We start from the raw sequence: 18710 nt of genomic DNA on the forward strand, positions 1-18710 counted from the left end.
AGTTGAATGGGAGGCATACAGTGAAGAGCCAGGATGAGACGCTGGAAGAATGGTGCAGGGCGCTCCTTCAGGCCTACGAACTCGAAGACGTCCAGATAGACGTCAATGCCATCCTCTCGCTCGCCGGAGTGGCTGCACATTCGGTAGTGCGGCCCGCAGCGCCCCTGACCACCTTTATCGCAGGCTTCGCCGCCGGCCTGGCCTCAGGCTCGGGGAAGGCGCCGGACACCGCGTCAATGTCCGCTGCCATGGACGTGGCACGGTCCCTGGCCGTGGACTACGATTCTGAATCCGCCGGGACTCCGCGCGAATGACGGCTGCCCCCGGCGACAACGACGACGCACCCAGGCAGGACACTCACGACGAAAAAACCAGGCATCTGGCCCACACCTGGGAAGAGGCCCGACAGGCTGCGTTCGATTGCGCCGTGCCGATACCCCCGGGACGCGTTCCGTTGCAGCAGGCCCTTGGCCGGACGCTTGCCGAGGACATCACAGCCCTCCAGGAGATGCCGCACTACGCCTCGTCCGCCATGGATGGCTGGGCGGTCAACGGCAGCGGCCCCTGGATCCTGGCCGAGGCCGGGCAGCGGCTGGCGCCGCACCAGGCCAGCCCCATCGTCACAGGTGGCCTGATCCCGGCCGGTGCCAAAGCCGTGCTCCGCAGTGAAAGCGCAGTGCTGGGCACTGACGACGACGGTCTCCCGGTCCTGATGGTTGGCGGCGGCGCCCGCCCCGGCGAACCGAAAAACGGCCAGCACATCAGGAAAGCCGGGGAGGAAGCGGCTGTGGGTGACGTGCTTGTCAAGGCAGGAGTTACCCTCAATCCCGCCCACCTTGCCGTGGCGGCCCTTTCCGGCCATGACGACCTCCTGGTGCAAGGCAAGCCGGTGGTCAAACTCCTGCTGACCGGCTCCGAAGTGGTGACCCATGGACTGCCGGCGCCCGGGCAGGTCCGTGACACATTTGGTCCCCAGCTGGCTGCAGTCGTGGAAATGCTGAGGGGCATTCCCGCCGGGCAGGAAAAGATCGGCGACTCCTACGAAGACTGGCTCACTGCCTTGGAAGACGTCGCCGAGCCCGGCGGTGAGGTTCCCGCCGTCGTGCCTGCCGACGTCGTCATCACCACCGGCGGTACCGGCAGATCGGGAACTGACCACCTGCGCCAGGCCGTCGCCGAACTGGGTGGACGGCTGGTCATCGACGGGATCGCCATGCGGCCCGGCCATCCCGCTGTCCTCGCGGAGCTGCCCGACGGACGGTTTGTCCTCGGGCTGCCCGGAAACCCCCTGGCCGCCATGATGGCATTGTCCACCGTAGGCGCGCCGTTGCTCGCGGCACTTGGCCACGGGTCCATGCCGGAAATACAGGAAGTCCCCTCCGGAACCACCATCGAGCCTGATCCCGGCCGTACCCGGCTGATCCCGTTCCGGCTGCTGTACGGCATGGCGTCGCCGGCCCAGCACACCGGCCCCGGCATGATGCGGGGGTTGGCGTCCGCCCACGGTGTGATGGTGGTGCCGCCCCACGGGGTGCAGCTCGGTGAAGCAGTCCCGGCATTCGCGCTGCCGTGGGGGCCGCCGCTCGCCACCGGAGAAAAACCCGGAACCAGGGCCAAGACCCCTGCACGGGCTGCCCGGAAGGCCGGCTCCAAGCCCGCGGCGCCGGCAGGCCCGGTGGACTGGAGCGCGCTGCTGGGCTGACCGTGGCGCCGCTGGCTTAGTGCCCTTGCCCTTGCAATGATGGAGTCATGAACAGGCACCCTGGCCATCGACGGCAGCAACGGGACATACTGCATGGCTTCCGCCGGCAGGACGGGGCACAGCTATGGGCCGTGTGACGCAGCGCCGCAAGGTCCACCGGTACGTGCTGGACGGGTCCCCCCAGGCCCTCGAGTTCCCCATACGGCACAGGGAAGACACCCTGGCCGTGGAGGAACCCTTGGAGATCCGGTTGGGCTCCCTGTCCTTCTCGGTCACGATGCGCACTCCAGGCGACGACTTTGACCTCGTTGCCGGGTTCCTGGTGTCCGAGGGGATCATCTGGACTCCTGAGCAGCTGGTGTCGTTGCGGTTCTGTGCCGGGGAGGACGAAAACGGCGTGCAGACGTTCAATGTCGTGGAGGCACAGCTGCGTCCGGACGTGGACGTCCCGACGATCGGCCGTAACGTCTATACGTCCAGTTCGTGCGGCATCTGCGGCACCGATTCGATCGAAGCCGTGCGGAAGTCATCGCACTACAGCCCTGCCGAGGACCCGCTGTCGGTGCCCGCGGAAGTCCTCGCGTCGCTGCCGGACCGTCTCCGCGAGGCGCAGGCGGTGTTCGACGTCACCGGGGGAGTGCACGCCGCCGGGCTGTTCAGGGTAGAGGACGACGGCGGGGTGCAGCTTTTGTGCCTCCGCGAGGATGTTGGCCGGCACAACGCCGTGGATAAGGTGGTGGGCTGGGCGTTGCGGGAACGGATGCTTCCGCTGTCCGGACTGGTGCTCCAGGTCTCCGGGCGGGCGTCCTTCGAGCTCGTCCAGAAGGCGGCCCTGGCTGGCATCCCGGTGCTGGCCGCCGTGAGCGCGCCCTCCAGCCTGGCGGTAGAACTCGCCGAGGCGTCCGGAATGACCTTGGCGGGGTTCAGCCGGGGGACAAGCCTGAACGTCTACGCCGGGCAGCACAGGATCACCGTCCCTGTTCCGGCCGAGGATCCGGCGGAACTTCGAGGATAAGCAACTGGCACGCAGCCGGACCCGCGGAGGCTTGGTTATTAAGCTACGACGCAGTAGATTTTATCCATCGAATGGACACTTTGATCCAGTTTCAAGCGTTAAAGAGGGCTTACATTGCATGACGACCGCCGGATCACGGAAGTCCGCCTGGACCGTTTCGTGCGCGAACGGATCATCCCCGCTGTCTACACACGCACCGTCCCACTGAACCTCAGCACCTGGGACGTGCCGGACGAGCCTGTGACTGTGATGGAGGCGCTGCGGCACGACTTCGTGCCCCAGGAGCCGGGTGCCGCGTGGGGCAAACCTTGGGGGACGAAGTGGCTGAGGCTGCAGGGCGACGTCCCGCAATCCTGGGGAACCGATCCTGACACCACAGTTGAAATCGTGGTGGACCTTGGTTTCACCACCGAGGCGCCAGGCTTCCAGTGCGAGGGGATCGCATGGCGCCCGGATGGCACCATCATCAAGGCCATCTCGCCGCGGAACCAGTACATCCCGCTCAAACTTCTTGGCAGCGGCATGGCCGTGGACTTCTACGTTGAGGCTGCGGCCAACCCTGACGTCGCGCAGGGCTGGACCTTCGCGGCCACTCCTTACGGAGACAAGGCGACAGCAGGCACTGCGCCGCAGTACCGCCTTGGCCACATCGCCATCGCGGAACTCAACCAGACGGTGTGGGAGCTCCAGCAGGACATCTGGACCCTTTCAGGGCTGATGCATGAGCTGCCCATGGAGCAGCCGAGGCGCCACGAAATCCTCCGTGCGCTCGAGCGGATGATGGATGCCATGGACCCGGACAACATTGCCGGAACGGCCGCAGCCGGGCGCCAGGTGCTCGTAGAGGTGCTTTCCAGGCCGGCCTATGCCTCGGCGCACCAGCTGGTGGCCACCGGACACGCCCACATCGACTCCGCCTGGCTCTGGCCCGTGCGGGAAACCATCCGCAAATGTGCCCGGACATTCTCCAACGTCGTGGCGCTGATGGACGAGGACCCGGACTTTGTGTTCTCCTGCTCATCGGCCCAGCAGCTTGCCTGGATGAAAGAGTTCTACCCGGAGCTGTTTGGCCGCATCCGGGAGAAGGTCAAGGCCGGCCAGTTCGTGCCGGTGGGCGGAATGTGGGTGGAATCGGATACCAATATGCCCGGCGGCGAAGCCATGGCCCGGCAGTTCATCGAAGGCAAGAGCTTCTTCCTCAACGAGTTCGGGATTGAATGCCGTGAAGCCTGGCTGCCGGATTCCTTCGGCTACTCAGCGGCCCTGCCGCAGATCGTCAAATCGGCAGGCAGCCTCTGGTTCCTCACGCAAAAGATCTCCTGGAACCAGATCAACCGCATGCCGCACCACACGTTCAACTGGGAAGGGATCGACGGGACGCGGCTCTTTACGCACTTCCCGCCAGTGGACACCTACAACTCCGAGCTCAGCGCACGGGATTTGGCGCATGCCGAACGCAACTACCGCGACCACGGGCGCGGCACCACCTCCCTGGTTCCGTTCGGCTATGGCGACGGCGGCGGCGGACCTACGCGCGAAATGCTGGCCGCCGCCCACCGCACCGCTGACCTTGAAGGATCGCCCAAGGTCCGGGTGGGCTCCGCCGAAAGCTTCTTTGCCAAGGCCGAGGAGGAGTACAGCGCCCTTCCCGTGTGGGTGGGCGAAATGTACCTTGAACTCCACCGCGGCACGTACACCAGTCAGGCCCAGACCAAGCGCGGCAACCGCCGCAGCGAGCACCTGCTCCGCGAGGCCGAACTCTGGTGCGCTACCGCAACCGTCCGCACGGGCGGGTCATTCACCTACCCGGCAGCGGAACTCAAGCGGCTCTGGCGCCTCGTGCTGCTCCAGCAGTTCCACGACATCCTGCCCGGCAGCTCCATCGCCTGGGTCCACCAGGATGCCGAAAGGAACTATGCTGCCATCAGCGCCGGCCTCGAAGCCCTGATCGCGGAGGCAGCGGCCGCCTTGCTGGGCGAAGGCCCCCATGATTTCCTGCTCAACGCCGCCCCCCACGCCCGTGACGGCGTCCCCGCGCTGGGTGCCGCCGAACGGCTGGCAGCCGGACAACCAGCGACGGTATCGGAGCAGGACGGCGGGTACGTGCTGGACAACGGCGTCATCCGCGCAGTCCTGGATGCTGACGGCCTGATCGCGTCCCTCTCGGATTACGCCAGCGGACGGGAAGCCATAGCTCCCGGCCAGCGCGGCAACTTGCTGGAACTGCACCGGGACACCCCCAACGAGTGGGACGCGTGGGACATCGACGCGTTCTACCGGCGTAACGTCACGCGGCTGGACCAGGCCCAGGCTGTTCGGGTGGAGACCCACGGCCAGTCCGCCGTCGTCGTGGTGGAGCGTGTCGCCGGGTCCTCGCCGGTCACCCAGCGGATTGTTCTGGCACCAGGCAGCGATTCACTGGAAATCACTACGGCCGTCGATTGGCAGGAGAGCGAGAAGCTCCTCAAGCTCGGATTCGCACTGGATGTCCGGGCGGACCGATCGGCCTCCGAAACGCAGTTCGGCCACGTCTTCCGGCCCACGCATGTGAATACCTCGTGGGAAGCTGCCAAGTTCGAGATCTGCGCCCACCGATGGATCCATGTGGCCGAGCCGGGCTACGGCGTGGCGGTGTCCAACTCGTCCACCTATGGGCATGACGTCACCAGGAACATCAGGGAGGACGACGGCGGGACCACCACTACCGTTCGGCTATCACTCCTGCGGGCCCCCAAGTTTCCCGATCCCGCTGCTGACCGCGGACATCACGAACTGACGGTAACCATCCGCCCGGGTGCCGGTATCGCCGAGGCCGTGGAGGAAGGGTATCGAACTAACCTGGCACCGCGGATGGTGCGTGGCGCCAAACCGGCGGAACCGCTGTTCACCGTGGGCAACGCCGCGCTGGTTATCGAGGCCGTGAAGCTGGCCGAGGACGGCTCGGGGGATGTCATCGTCCGGCTTTACGAGTCCCTGGGCCAGCGTTCGGCCGGGCTGCTGACGGCGAATTTCCCGGCCGCCAAGGCGTACGCCACTGACCTGCTGGAACGGCCCGTCGAAGCGCCAGGCGTGGCACCGGCCGGGGATGGCGGCGTCACGCTGGCACTGCGCCCCTTCCAACTGGTCACGTTGAGGTTCGTCCGTTGACGCCACCAGCCGGCTTTACGCCCGCTCCTGGCTGAGGATCCGTCCCCCTGATTCCGCCTGCGGGAATATGCAAATGCATCTATTGCTTGGATAAGGCATGGAACTAGGAATCTTCACCTTCGGCGATATCCACCGCGATCCCGTCCGCGGCACTGTGGTCTCTCCTGAACGGAACACCCAGGATCTCCTGGAGAGGGCCCGCCTCGCCGACGAGGTAGGACTTCACTACTTTGGGGTCGGGGAGCACCACCGCGCCGACTACTCCGTCACGTCGCCGTCCACGGTGCTGGCGGCCGTTGCGGCGCAGACCCGGCAAATCAAAGTGGGAAGCGCAGTCACGGTCCTCAGTACCGAGGACCCGGTGCGGGTTTTTCAGCAGTTCGCCACGATCGACCTGATCAGCCAGGGCCGTGCGGAACTTACGGCGGGCCGCGGCAGCTTCATCGAGTCGTATCCACTGTTCGGGGCGCGCCTGGAGGACTATGACGCCCTCTACGAGGAGAAGTTGGAGTTGCTGCTCCGGCTCAATGCGCAGGAGCGGATTACCTGGAGCGGCAAGTTCCGCTCCGGCCTGCATGAGGCGCAGATCCTGCCGCGCCCCTTCCCGGCGGAGGACGGCCGCCGTGAGCTGGACATCTGGATCGCCACTGGTGGAACACCTCAGTCGACAGTGCGTGCCGCAGCACTGGGCAAGAACGTGATGTACGCCTTGTTGGGTGGATCGGTACGGAACTTCGAGCGCCATGCGGCGCTCTACCGGCAGACCGCCGTCGAGCACGGACATGGAGCCGCCGGACTCAAGGTGGGCGTCAGTGCCCCCGGGCTGGTGCTGCGGGACACACCAGCTGCAACAGGCAGGGCCAAGGAGGCCTTCCGGCCGTACTGGATGGACACCATGCGCCGGATCTCGGCAGAACGGGGATTTCCCACCCCCAGCGGAGTCACCTACAACATGGAGGCGGCGCCCGGCGGCGCATTGTTCGTAGGTAACCCGGAGCAGGTGGCCGAAAAAATCGTCAGGATGTACGGCCATCTGCAGCACGACCGGCAGATCTTCCAACTGGACCTGTCCTCAGTCCCGCAGGCAACCGTGCTCGAAGCGATCGAATTGCTGGGCACCGAGGTACTTCCACTGGTGCAGCGTGAGCTGGGGCGGGCTGCCGGGACCGGAGGGCAGGCCGTGAGCCACGCCACGCCTTAAATAGGCTGAGTGGGGGCGGTCCCCAACGGCCGCCACCACTCATCCCCCCAATGCGCGTGAAGACATCCGAGGCGCAACGTCTAAGAATTTATCCCCGTTCGTAAACGCCCTGCGCCTCGCCTTCACACATTCATGATTGTTTCACATTCTAATGATTTTGTGAATTTGTCGAGGTTACTTTTCAGTAAAAGTCCTCTGTTTTGCCGCGTTGCGACCATAACCGACCTTGGCCGCCCAGATGATCGCCAGTCCCACAACGAAGCACAGCACTGCCGTGTAGTTGATCATGAATTTGGCCGGCCCCCAGCTGGACGGCATAAGAGGGAAGAACAGCGTTAAGGCGATGGCCACTGCTCCGACGGCCAGCAGGAAGGCCGCGGTGCGGATGGGTAGCGGCAGCGAACCGCGGACTGCCCGCACCATGGCAGGCAACAGCACCAGGGACACGTACGTGGGGTACGCCCTGCCAGCCGCACCGTAGTATTCCACCAGCACGGCATCCGGACCGCCCTTGCGCGAGATTCCGGCCAACCCCGCGGACGAACCCTGTGAGTCGATCATGATGAACATACCAATAACGGCCAGCGACACCAGGGCCAGCGCCATCATTCCGACAGGGCCGGTCAACAGCCGGTAGCCATCGGTGGCGCCGAAACCCCGGGTGACACGGATGCCCACGCAGAGGATGGCGGCGAAGATGACAAAGCGCAGGATGAGGTTTGCCACATTGAATCCGCCCAGCGCCTGGTCTATGGCCACGTAGGGCGCCTCGATGCTGAGGATGATGGCCAGGGTCATGAGCGCAAAGATCCAGAACAGCGTCCGGTTTTCACCTCTCAGCATGCTTGGAACTCTGGCGATGGCAACCAGGGCGCAGATGGCCAGGGTGGACCACTGAAGGATCTCGATCATCCGAGGTTCTCCCAGATCTTGTCGGTTTGTTGTTGGTCGTGTTCCTGGCGCTTCAAGGTTTTGCCCAAGGCCTGCAGCCGGTCGCCGGCCAACGTGGTCAGTTCGCCGTCGGGCAGGCTGTCCAAGGCGGCCTGGCGGGCGTCCGCCGACCAGCCAGCTTCTGCCTCGGTGATCAGTCCCGTGGCCACCAGCCCGCCTGCCGCGCCCACGCTTGCGGCGACGGAAGTTGCGATGGCCAGCTCGGGGGAGAGCCGGTTCGCGCTCAGTTGGGCCGAGTAGTTTTGGGGTGCGACGCCGGTGGCGGCCGAGACGCGGTGCCTCAGCTCGCCGTCGTCGATTGCCTCAACCCAGTTCTTGACGGAGGTGGCATGCGGTGCCGGGCTCAGCGGGGGCGGCTCGGCCGAGGTCTGGCCGGCTGGATCCACCGCCGAGCGGGCCAGCACTGCGCGCAGGAGGTCAGGCGTGGAGATCTGGCTGACCAGTTCACACCTCGTGGGTGGGACTGTCGCAGCCAGGTCGCGGTAGGCATCGAAGCCGGCGAGGGCCGAGACCGGATTGACGCCATAGGCGCGGCTGATGCTCACCACGGTGGCCTCGGCGACCTTCCCGCGGACCAACTGCTGGGCCAAAGTGGTCCGTTTGATCCCGGAGATCCGGCAGACATCGGCCGTGCTGGCGTTGGGCGCAATGCCTTGCAGCCAGCGCTGGAACGCCTTGGCGGGGAGGGGCATGAAGTGCTCTCTTCAGAACGGACGGATGCCTCAATTTTAGCCTGCGGAACCCTTGGCGATTTTACGCGGAGTGTCGATTCGACTATGCTCGATGGTCGAGCCCGTTGGTCCGTACACCCCCCAAGTCCGGACCAGCGGGTTCTTTTATGCCCCCCTCACGAGCAGGGCGGTAGCACCCGGATTTCCTGCGGTTTCCCGCGGTTTTCTGGCGGAGTCCCGGGCGTCATTCCGCGCCAGCGCCCCAGCGGGGTCCCCGCCGTCCGGCAGCATCGAGAGGATCGACCCCATGACTGCAACCCTGGTTGCCAAAGACCTTTCCGGCGGCCACGACCACCGGACGCTCTTCTCCAAGCTTTCCCTGACCGTATCCCCGGGTGACGTTGTGGGGGTAGTGGGGGCCAACGGCGCCGGTAAGTCCACCCTGCTGCGGCTGCTGGCTGGAGTTGACCAGCCGCAGGGCGGTTCCGTCAGCCTGGCCCCTGCCGATGCCTTCGTGGGATGGCTGCCGCAGGAGCACGAACGCCTGGCGGGCGAAACGGTTGCAGCCTACATCGCACGCCGGACCGGGTGCGCCCAGGCGACGGCGGAGATGGAATCCACCGCTGAGGCCCTGGGTTCCGGTGCCCCCGGGGCCGACGACGCCTACTCCCTGGCCTTTGACCGCTGGATGGCCTCCGGGGCAGCCGATCTGGACGAGCGCATCCCTCCAGTGCTTGCAGACCTGGGGCTGGAGACCGGCACTGACGCTCCCATGACAGGCCTCTCCGGCGGCCAGGCCGCCCGTGTTGCCCTTGCCGCCCTGCTGCTCAGCCGCTTCGACATTGTGCTGTTGGACGAGCCCACCAACGACCTTGACCTCGCGGGCCTGGCCAAACTCGAGGCGTTTGTGCAAGGACTGCGGGGCGGTGTGGTGCTGGTGTCCCACGACCGCGAATTCCTGGCCCGCTGCGTCACCACCATTGTGGAACTGGACCTGGCCCAGAACTCGGTGGCGGTCTACGACGGCGGTTACGAGGCCTTCCTGGAGGAACGGGCCGTGGCCCGCCGCCACGCACGGGAACGCTTCGAGGAATTCGCCTCCACGAAGGCGGATCTCGTCTCGCGCGCCCGGACACAGCGTGAGTGGAGTTCCCAGGGCGTGCGGAACGCCATGAAGAAAAGCCCCGACAACGACAAGATCCGCCGGGCCGCGAGCACCGAGTCCTCCGAGAAGCAGGCCCAGAAGGTCCGGCAGATGGAGTCCCGCATCGCCCGGCTGGACGTGGTGGAGGAACCGCGGAAGGAATGGCAGTTGCAGTTCACCATCGGCCAGGCGCCCCGCTCCAGCGCTGTGGTGGCAACGCTGCGGGACGCAGTGGTCAAGCAGGGCGAATTCACGCTGGGCCCGCTCAACCTCCAGCTCAACGCAGGGGAGCGGATCGGCATCACCGGACCCAATGGAGCGGGCAAGTCGACGTTGCTGCGGCTGCTCCTGGGCGTCCAGGCACCCGACTCCGGCAACGCAGCCATGGGTGCCTCGGTGGCCATCGGAGAAATTGACCAGGCCCGCGGACTTTTGGCTGGCCACCTCACCCTGGCAGACGCCGTCGAGGCCGTCCTCACGAACCTGACGGCGGCGGAGGTCCGCACACTGCTGGCCAAATTCGGGCTGAAGGCGGACCATACGGCCCGCCCCGTGAATTCCCTCTCACCCGGGGAACGGACGAGGGCCGCACTGGCCCTGCTGCAGGCCCGCGGCGTCAACCTGCTGGTACTGGACGAGCCCACCAACCACCTTGACCTCCCGGCCATCGAACAGTTGGAGGAGGCCCTGGGAAGTTATGAGGGCGCTTTGTTGTTGGTAACCCATGACCGGAGGCTGCTCGAAAACGTTCAGCTCGACGTCCGGTGGAATGTGGAAGATGGAATGGTAACTGAATTGATGACCGGCGCGACGGGGCAGCAGCTATGAGCATGGATGGCGCCGCCTGGCACACCTTGTACAGCATCACCCGCGCAAAGAGCGGCTCCAAGCCCTTCTCCAAGGAAACCCTGAAACGGGTTCTGGGCTTTGCCCGCCCGCACCGCGGAAAGCTGATCGCCTTCGTGACGCTGTCGGTTGTGATGGCCTTCCTAGCAGTAGCCACGCCTGTCCTGGCTGGCCAGGTGGTTGACGCCATCGTGGCCCAGGCAGGCACGGACCAAGTCATCCGGCTGGCCGTGCTGATCGCAGTCGTGGCCGTGGCCGAAGCCGGCCTGGGGCTGGTCAGCCGCTGGCTGTCCTCCACCATCGGCGAAGGCGTGATCGTGGACCTGCGCACCAAGGTCTTTGACCACGTGCAGAAGATGCCAATTGCGTTCTTCACCCGCACCCGGACCGGCGCCCTGGTCAGCCGCCTCAATAACGACGTCATCGGCGCGCAGTCCGCCTTCGCCGGGACCCTGTCCGGGGTGGTCAGCAACGTCGTGGCGCTGGTCCTGACGCTGATCGTTATGCTCGGCACGTCCTGGCAGGTCACCGTGCTGGCCATGGTCCTGCTGCCGATCTTCCTGATCCCCGCACGCCGCATGGGTTCCCGCCTTGCTGACCTCCGCCGCGAAGCCGCCGAACATAACGCCGCCATGGGCACCCAGATGACAGAGCGCTTCTCCGCCCCTGGCGCCACGCTGGTTAAGCTGTTCGGCCGGCCGGACGAAGAATCACATGAGTTCGCGGTCCGGGCCGGCCGGGTCCGTGACATCGGCGTCCGCACGGCCATGCTGCAGTTCACCTTCGTCACGGCGCTGACCCTGGTTTCGGCCCTCGCCCTTGCCCTGGTCTACGGACTGGGTGGTGTGCTGGCCATATCCGGCCAGCTTGCTCCCGGCGACGTGGTGGTGCTCGCGCTGCTGCTGACGCGCCTGTACGCACCGCTGACTGCGCTGTCCAATGCCCGGGTGGAAATCATGAGTGCCCTGGTCAGCTTCGAGCGGGTCTTCGAAATCCTGGACCTGAAGCCACTGATCCAGCAGAAGCCCGATGCCGTCGAGGTACCGAAGGGACCCGTTTCCGTGGAATTCCACGACGTCCGTTTCGCCTACCCTTCGGCGGACAAGGTGTCACTGGCCTCCCTTGAAGAAGTGTCCACCCTTGACACGCGCGGCGGCGAAGAAGTGCTGCACGGCGTCAGCTTCCGGGTGGAACCAGGGCAGACCGTGGCCCTGGTGGGCTCCTCCGGTGCTGGAAAGTCCACCATTGCCCAGCTGCTTTCAAGGCTTTACGACGTCGACTCCGGCGCCGTGCGGCTCGGTGGCACCATTCCGGGGACAGGGCTGGACGTCCGCGACGTCACCTTCGATTCCCTGCGTGACACCCTGGGCATGGTGACCCAGGACGGGCACCTCTTCCACGAGAGCATCGCCTCCAACCTCCGGCTGGCCAAGCCGGACGCCACCGACGACGACATGTGGGAAGCCATCCGGCAGGCGCGCCTCGAGACGATGATCCGGTCCCTTCCCGACGGCCTGGACACCGTGGTGGGGGAGCGGGGATACCGTCTTTCCGGCGGTGAACGCCAGCGGCTCACCATCGCCCGGCTGCTCATTTCCCAGCCCAGGGTGGTCATCCTCGATGAGGCGACTGCCGCACTCGATTCCACCAACGAAGCTGCCGTACAGGCGGCCTTGAGTGCGGCGCTCGAGGGGCGCACCGCCGTCGTGATTGCCCACAGGCTCTCCACCATCCGCGCTGCCGACGTGATCCTGGTAGTCGAGGACGGCCAGATCGTGGAGCGCGGAACGCACACGGAGCTGCTGGCGGCCGAGGGCCGCTATGCGGAGCTGTACCGGACGCAGTTCGCGGAGGCCACTGCGGTGGCCGCGGAAGCCGTTCCGGAGTTCTAGCGGCGTTGCCCAACTAGGTAGCAGCAAGTGTCGTTTTGAGCCGTCAAAATGACACTTACTGCTACCTACTTGGGCCGGGGCGCAGTGTGGCCAGTTCAGGCAGGATGTGGTCCGTCAGGAGCGGCGCGAGGTCCGTGGGCAGCCGGGCACCCTGATCCAAGGCAGCAAGGTCTAGCCAGCGGATCTCGTCGATCTCGGCCGAGGGGTGCGCCGTCCACGTCCCCGGAGCGGTGAACACGGTTGCCTCAATGTCGGTGGAGGCCTCGTTGGCGGCGTCCGCGATCCACACGCCCATCAGCTGTAGCTGGTCCGGATCCACGATGATCCCCACTTCCTCCTGGAGCTCCCGGGATGCAGCGTGGGCGGCGGTTTCGCCCGGTTCGGGCTTGCCGCCGGGGTGCATGAACATGCTGGTGCCGCGTTTGCGGACGGTCAGGAGCCGCCCGGCGGCGTCGAAGACACAGACGGCGGACACAACGATGCGGGCTTTCACGGTTTCGAGCCTAGCCGGTTCAACGTGGACGATAGCAGCAGGTCCTTGCTGGGTCCGCGGACGTCCCAGGTGTAGCTGAACCGGTCCGGGCCCTCCAGCGCATACGCCACCCGGTAGGTGTCGGGATCGCACCAGTGGTTGTCCAGGTTCGCTTCCGGCGTGAAGCTCATCCGGTGGAAGGGCCGCCCGTCGGCGAAAAACACGTCCATCGCATCACGCTGTTCAGCGGGCTTGAGGAGGTACTCGCGGGAGGCCGGGCCCGTGAAGGTAGGCCAGCGCATGGTGCCGTCTTCGCGAAGGTGCAGGCCGCCGTCGTCCGTGGAGGAAAAAAGTACGACGCCGGAAAAGGTTCCGCGGGTGCCTGCCGTCCGGTCCAGCAGCTGCCGTTCAACGGCCCAGCGTTCAGCCTGCGACGGACCGAGCAGGTAGGCGCGGAGGTCAAAATCCGCCCCCCTCTGCCCGGGAGCCTGGGGTTCAGGAAGGTTCAAGTGCCCTCGATTGGAATCGAACCAACGACACCGGCTTTAGGAGAGCCGTGCTCTATCCACTGAGCTACGAGGGCGCGCATCCGCTGTACCGGCAGGGCCGGTCCGTCCGGACACGGATATAAGCATACAAGGTGGGAGGCCGTACTACGCTCTTGGCATGAGATCAGGCCCGACGTCCGCTCCAGCCGCCGTTTACATCCCGGACACGGCCTCCACCCGCCAGTACGTCGGTGCCTGGTCCGTCCTGAGCGTTCTGCAGTATTTTGCCGCGGAAACAGCGGTGATCGGGGCGTGGGCCGGACCGCAGCCCTATGACCGACGGACTGGCTACATCAGTGACCTGGGCGCGGTTCATTGCGGGATCTACGACGGCCGGGACGTGTGCTCGCCGCTGCATTGGCTCATGAACGCCTCGTTCGTCGTCCAGGGGCTGGGCATGCTCCTCGGGGCGCTGCTGCTGAGTTCCGGGCTGTTGTGCATCGCCGCCCGGGCGGGTGTGCGCGTCCATCCGGGGCGCAGGAAACCCTGGTTGGCGGCCCTCTGGATGCGGGCACTGACCGGGATCGCGGGAGCAGGCACAGTCATCGTGGGGCTGGTTCCCGAGGACGTGGGCTCAGCCTGGCATTTTGCCGGTGCAGTGATGTATTTCATCGCCGGGGCCGCGGCACTGCTTGTGCTGGGCATACTGTGGCTGAACCAGACACCGTTGGGATGGTTCATCCTGGCGTGCGGCGTGGTGTCCGCCGCCGCGCTGGTTACTGGTGGACTGACAAGGATGGACGTTCCCGAACCCGGCACGCTGGAGCGGCTGATGGGCTATCCCGTCACCGTGGGAATGGCGGCCGCCGGGCTGGTGGTCGCGCAACGGGTGCACAGGCACCGGCAGGAGCGCCGCCTTCACCCATCCGTTGCTCCGTAAACGCCGTTTAGGGAGCTCAAAAGGGCTGTTACGGAGCAGTCGATGGGGAGTTGGCTTTCTGCCGCGGCCGCTTGCCCAGGAACACTGCCGCCGCCCCGGCCAGCAGGCTGAGGACGAACAGCACCCACCCCGCGACGGTGAGGCTGGACGCCAAGGCGACCTGGCCGGCGTCGGGCGTTCCTGCGGCCAGCGCCGTGTCGATGGCGACGTTGCCCCACAACCGGACTACCACGAACAGCAGCGGGACTGCCCAGAGGGCCCACCGGAGGGCCCTCCTGGCCACGTTCGTGCCGATCAACAAGAGCCAGGTGAAACCAAAAATGAGCGGGAACAGGGTGCCCGCGGTCTTGTGCACGTAGTTGAGCTGGCCGCGGGCGTCGTCGTTCATGGCAGTATGCAGCTCGCCGACGTAAGCGGTGTCGAAGCCACCTACCAGTGAATCCGGCATAGCCAGCCCGCTGGCGAGCTGCCGCAGCTGGTCCAGGGTCAGCAGGTGGACGTACCAGAACAGGAACAGGCTGGCCACGACCCCGGCAATGACGATCAGGTTGCTGTTGTTCCGGGCTGTCTGCGGGGACCGGTCAGTGGTGGGATTGATCACCGGCGGGAGGTGGCGCTGCGGAACAGCCGCCTTGGAGCCGTGCTTCTTGATCCGCTGCGCAGGTGTCTTGGCCATGCCACCATTATCCCGCCCCATAAACTGGGTGCATGACCATAGGCCGGCATAGCGCTGTTGAACTTGACCCCTCACTGGACGACTACCAGCTGGCATCCGCGCTGGTCCGGGAGGCGGGGCAGTTGGCGCTGCTGATGCGTATGGCCGGCCTCCAGTCCCAGCAGAAAACCTCGGTTTCTGACGTGGTGACGGCCGCGGACCATGCGGCTGAGGCGTACGTCCTCGAACAGCTCCGCCGCTGCCGCCCCGAGGACGGCATCCTGGGTGAGGAAGGCGCCTCGGTGCGGGGAACCAGCGGGCGGACCTGGGTCATCGACCCCGTGGACGGCACGTACAACTTCCTGCACGGCTCCACCTACTGGTGCTCGGCCATCGCGCTTAAGGACTCATCGGACGTGCTGCTCGGAGCTATTTTCCAGCCGGAAGAGGACAAGCTCTGGCTGGGCGGCAGCACGCGGCAGGCGACCCTGAACGGCGAGAGCCTGGGGATCTTCCGCGACAATAACGGATCCCGCAACGGCACCCCGGTGGCGGAGCTCGGCGCGGCAACGTACATCCACCCCACGTGGCTGATGGATCCGCTGTGCGCTATGCCCTGGCACGCTGCCGCAACCTCCGCCGCGGCTCTGCGGATGCTCGGCTCCGGGTCCTGCGACCTGGGGCGGGTGGCCGACGGTCAGCTGGGGTGCTGGTTCCAGCACAGCTGCCCCGAGTGGGACTGGCTCCCCGGCAAGGCGATCGTCCGCGCCGCCGGCGGTGCCACGGACACGGTCCGGATCAACGGCCTGGAATGGTTCATGGCTGGAGGCACGACGGCGGTACGCGAGTTGCGTGCGGCCCTTGAGTCCGGCTCGGTGGCCTGAGCCCCGCTGCCCTGGGAGATGTTGGTGTCGCGCGGGCTTGCTCGCAGTAATCCACAGGCCGGAAGTGAGTGTCGGCCCCACCGCCTAGACTTGTAGGCACCATGGATATGTTGTTTGACCCGTACTCTGACGGACCGTTCAAGGCCGCCCCGGCGGCCGCTGCCCGCACCAAGTCGCGCCCTGAGGGCTTGGCGACGGCCGCCGAAATGGGAGGCGGCGGGGGAGGCCGGAGCGCGGAAACCCACCAAGCCGCGCACCACCGGCCGGACGCCGCGGAGCTCCTGCAGGGACTCAACCCCCAGCAGGAAGAAGCCGTCAAACACGCCGGCAGCGCCCTGCTGATTGTGGCGGGCGCAGGTTCGGGCAAAACCCGTGTCCTCAGTAACAGGATCGCCTACCTGATCGCCACCCGCCGGGCACACCATGGCGAGATCCTGGCCATCACGTTCACCAACAAGGCGGCCGCGGAAATGCGGGAGCGCATCGAGGCGTTGGTGGGCGGCCGGGCGAAGATTATGTGGATCTCCACTTTCCACTCCTCCTGCGTACGCATCCTGCGGCAAGAAGCGGCCAATATCGGCCTGAAGTCCAACTTCTCCATTTACGACTCAGCGGACTCGCTCCGGCTGGTCACGCAGGTGTCCAAGAGCCTTGACCTTGATCCCAAGAAGTTCGCGCCCAAGGTCATCCAGCACAAGATCTCGGCGCTCAAGAATGAGCTCATCGATGCCGATTCCTACGCTTTGTCCGCCAACCACAACGACCCCTTCGAGTCCGCCGTGGCGGACGTCTTCAAGGGCTACACCCAGCGGCTGCGCCAGGCCAACGCCATGGACTTTGACGACCTCATCGCGGAGACCGTCTACATGTTCCGGGCATTTCCCGCGCTCGCGGATTCCTACCGGCGGCGGTTCCGGCACGTCCTGGTGGACGAGTACCAGGACACCAACCACGCCCAGTACGCGCTGGTGCGCGAAATCGTAGGCGAAGGGCCCGGCGCGTCCGAGCTCACTGTGGTGGGCGACTCCGACCAATCGATCTACGCCTTCCGCGGCGCCGACATCCGCAACATCGTGGAGTTCGAAAACGACTACCCCGAGGCGCGCACCATCAAGCTGGAGCAAAACTACCGCTCCACCCAGAACATCCTCAGCGCCGCCAACTCCGTCATCTCGCGGAACCCCAACCGCCCCGAGAAGCGGCTGTGGACGGCCGAGGGCGAGGGCCACAAGATCATCGGCTATGTGGGCGAAAACGAGCACGACGAAGCCCAGTTCATTGCCAAGGAAATCGACCGGCTCCAGGACGAGGACAACCTGCGCCCCGGCGACGTCGCCATTTTCTACCGCACTAACGCCCAGTCCCGCTCCATCGAGGATGTCCTGGTGCGCGTCGGCTTGCCGTACAAGGTGGTGGGCGGCACGCGATTCTACGAGCGCAAGGAAATCAAGGACGCCCTCGCGTACCTCCGCGTCCTGGTTAACCCGGACGACGACGTCAACCTGCGGCGCGTTCTGAACGAACCCAAGCGCGGAATCGGCGACCGCGCCGAGGGCGCCGTGGCCGCGCTGGCACAGCGGGAGCGGATGTCCTTCATGGCTGCGGCCCGCCGTGCCGAGGAAGCCCCGGGCATGGCCACCCGTTCCGTCAACGCGGTGCTGGGCTTCGTGAAACTTCTCGACGACCTCGCCGAGGTAGCGGCAGGCTCAGGCGCCGCCGCGGCCCTCGAGGCGGTATTGGAGCAGACCGGTTACCTCGCAGGCCTGCGTTCGAGCACCGACCCGCAGGACGAGTCCCGCGTGGAAAACCTGGCGGAACTGGTCGCCGTCGTCCGCGAGTACGAGCAGGAGAATCCGGAGGGGACGCTGGGCGCCTTCCTGGAACAGGTCTCGCTGGTGGCTGATGCTGACCAGATCCCGGACGCGCCGGGTGCTGATATCGATGCCGCGGTGGCGGAAGCGAAGCGGCTGGGAGTGGTCACCCTGATGACCCTCCACACAGCCAAAGGACTCGAATTCCCGGTGGTGTTCCTGACCGGGATGGAGCACGGGCTGTTCCCTCACCAGCGGTCCGCCACGGATCCGAAGGAACTTGCCGAGGAGCGGCGGCTGGCCTATGTGGGCCTGACCCGCGCCCGCAAACGGCTATATGTCACCCGCTCCGAGGTCCGCAGCATGTGGGGCCAGAGCCAGTACAACCCCGCCAGCCAGTTCCTGGAGGAAATCCCGGCCGAGCTGATGGAGTGGAAGCGGGAAGGCACCAGCCGGCAGTCCAGCGGCGGCTGGGGCGGTGGATCCATCGGGTCCAACCGGTACAGCGGATCCTTCTGGGGTGCCGGCACGGCACGAGGGGCGGCGGCCGACTCTTCGGCCGGTTTCAACGCGGACGTTCCCGCGGCCATCGCGAAGAACCGCGTGCAGCCGCAGAAGGAAATTGTGGCAGTCAGCGTGGGGGACAAGGTCAACCACACGAGCTTCGGCAATGGGACGGTGCTGGCACTGGAAGGGGCCGGCGACAAGACCGTGGCAAAGGTCAAATTCGATGTGGGGGAGAAGCGGCTCCTCCTGCGGTACGCGCCGTTGACCAAGCTCGACGCCTAGGCTGCCTGCCCTTGTCCAAGGACTAGGTCTGTCATACAGTTCAGGAACGCGCGGGCAGCCACGGAACCGGGCTGGGGCGTCTCCATAACGGCAGATTCGGGG

At 65.9% G+C, this 18710-nt stretch carries 15 protein-coding genes and 1 tRNA gene; 10 read left to right on the forward strand and 6 right to left on the reverse strand.

Features of this window, described 5'->3' with window-relative positions:
• Positions 1-20: 20 nt before the first annotated feature.
• The 5 genes from V9L18_RS06385 to V9L18_RS06405 all read left to right on the forward strand — a co-directional run bounded on the left by V9L18_RS06385 (position 21) and on the right by V9L18_RS06405 (position 7065).
• Positions 21-314, forward strand: coding sequence for a DUF6457 domain-containing protein (locus V9L18_RS06385; protein ID WP_337346343.1), 294 nt, complete (start codon positions 21-23; stop codon positions 312-314).
• Entirely contained in the window at positions 311-1702 is a 1392-nt protein-coding gene (locus V9L18_RS06390; RefSeq protein ID WP_337346344.1) for a molybdopterin molybdotransferase MoeA, read from the forward strand. Before V9L18_RS06385 ends, V9L18_RS06390 begins: the two co-directional genes overlap by 4 nt.
• Before the next feature lie 124 nt (positions 1703-1826).
• Positions 1827-2717, forward strand: a complete 891-nt coding sequence (gene fdhD / locus V9L18_RS06395) for a formate dehydrogenase accessory sulfurtransferase FdhD (protein WP_337346345.1) — start codon at positions 1827-1829, stop codon at positions 2715-2717.
• A 114-nt stretch (positions 2718-2831) separates the two neighbouring features.
• The gene (locus V9L18_RS06400; protein WP_337346346.1) at positions 2832-5864 is read left to right on the forward strand and encodes an alpha-mannosidase; all 3033 of its coding nucleotides are present in this window, start codon (positions 2832-2834) and stop codon (positions 5862-5864) included.
• 97 nt (positions 5865-5961) lie between these two features.
• Positions 5962-7065 carry an LLM class flavin-dependent oxidoreductase gene (locus tag V9L18_RS06405; RefSeq protein WP_337346347.1) on the forward strand — a complete coding sequence of 368 codons (1104 nt, stop codon included), beginning with the start codon at positions 5962-5964 and terminating at the stop codon, positions 7063-7065.
• 174 nt (positions 7066-7239) lie between these two features.
• Here the strand turns inward: V9L18_RS06405 and V9L18_RS06410 are convergent, their stop codons facing one another.
• Together V9L18_RS06410 and V9L18_RS06415 are read right to left on the reverse strand one after the other, a co-directional pair.
• Positions 7240-7977: a hypothetical protein gene (locus V9L18_RS06410; protein ID WP_337346348.1), complete on the reverse strand. Its 738-nt coding sequence runs from the start codon at positions 7975-7977 to the stop codon at positions 7240-7242.
• A complete protein-coding gene (locus tag V9L18_RS06415) occupies positions 7974-8708 on the reverse strand; it encodes a hypothetical protein (RefSeq protein WP_337346349.1) in 735 nt (244 codons plus the stop codon). Before V9L18_RS06415 ends, V9L18_RS06410 begins: the two co-directional genes overlap by 4 nt.
• Positions 8709-8994: 286 nt before the next feature.
• Between V9L18_RS06415 and V9L18_RS06420 the strand changes: the two genes are divergently transcribed.
• Positions 8995-10659: an ABC-F family ATP-binding cassette domain-containing protein gene (locus tag V9L18_RS06420; protein ID WP_337346350.1), complete on the forward strand. Its 1665-nt coding sequence runs from the start codon at positions 8995-8997 to the stop codon at positions 10657-10659.
• Complete coding sequence (locus tag V9L18_RS06425; protein ID WP_337346351.1) at positions 10656-12569, forward strand: ABC transporter ATP-binding protein; 1914 nt, start codon at positions 10656-10658, stop codon at positions 12567-12569. The genes V9L18_RS06420 and V9L18_RS06425 overlap by 4 nt, the downstream gene beginning before the upstream one ends.
• Before the next feature lie 61 nt (positions 12570-12630).
• Here the strand turns inward: V9L18_RS06425 and V9L18_RS06430 are convergent, their stop codons facing one another.
• The 3 genes from V9L18_RS06430 to V9L18_RS06440 form a co-directional block, all read right to left on the reverse strand.
• Positions 12631-13062 (reverse strand): NUDIX hydrolase, encoded by a 432-nt coding sequence (locus V9L18_RS06430; protein WP_337346352.1) that lies wholly within the window; start codon positions 13060-13062, stop codon positions 12631-12633.
• Positions 13059-13550 (reverse strand): DUF6314 family protein, encoded by a 492-nt coding sequence (locus tag V9L18_RS06435; protein WP_337346353.1) that lies wholly within the window; start codon positions 13548-13550, stop codon positions 13059-13061. Before V9L18_RS06435 ends, V9L18_RS06430 begins: the two co-directional genes overlap by 4 nt.
• A gap of 1 nt (position 13551) precedes the next feature.
• Positions 13552-13624, reverse strand: a tRNA-Arg gene (locus V9L18_RS06440).
• Between the two features lie 83 nt (positions 13625-13707).
• Between V9L18_RS06440 and V9L18_RS06445 the strand changes: the two genes are divergently transcribed.
• A complete protein-coding gene (locus V9L18_RS06445) occupies positions 13708-14469 on the forward strand; it encodes a DUF998 domain-containing protein (RefSeq protein WP_337346354.1) in 762 nt (253 codons plus the stop codon).
• 28 nt (positions 14470-14497) lie between these two features.
• Here V9L18_RS06445 and V9L18_RS06450 read toward each other — a convergent pair whose 3' ends face one another.
• Positions 14498-15145 carry a hypothetical protein gene (locus tag V9L18_RS06450; RefSeq protein WP_337346355.1) on the reverse strand — a complete coding sequence of 216 codons (648 nt, stop codon included), beginning with the start codon at positions 15143-15145 and terminating at the stop codon, positions 14498-14500.
• Positions 15146-15177: 32 nt separating this feature from the next.
• Between V9L18_RS06450 and V9L18_RS06455 the strand changes: the two genes are divergently transcribed.
• Positions 15178-16008, forward strand: coding sequence for an inositol monophosphatase family protein (locus V9L18_RS06455; RefSeq protein ID WP_337346356.1), 831 nt, complete (start codon positions 15178-15180; stop codon positions 16006-16008).
• A 107-nt stretch (positions 16009-16115) separates the two neighbouring features.
• The gene (gene pcrA, locus V9L18_RS06460) at positions 16116-18608 is read left to right on the forward strand and encodes a DNA helicase PcrA (protein ID WP_443197959.1); all 2493 of its coding nucleotides are present in this window, start codon (positions 16116-16118) and stop codon (positions 18606-18608) included.
• Positions 18609-18710: the final 102 nt, after the last annotated feature.

The sequence above is a fragment of the Pseudarthrobacter sp. CCNWLW217 genome, from assembly GCF_037203985.1.
In the GTDB taxonomy this organism is placed as follows: Bacteria; Actinomycetota; Actinomycetes; order Actinomycetales; family Micrococcaceae; genus Arthrobacter.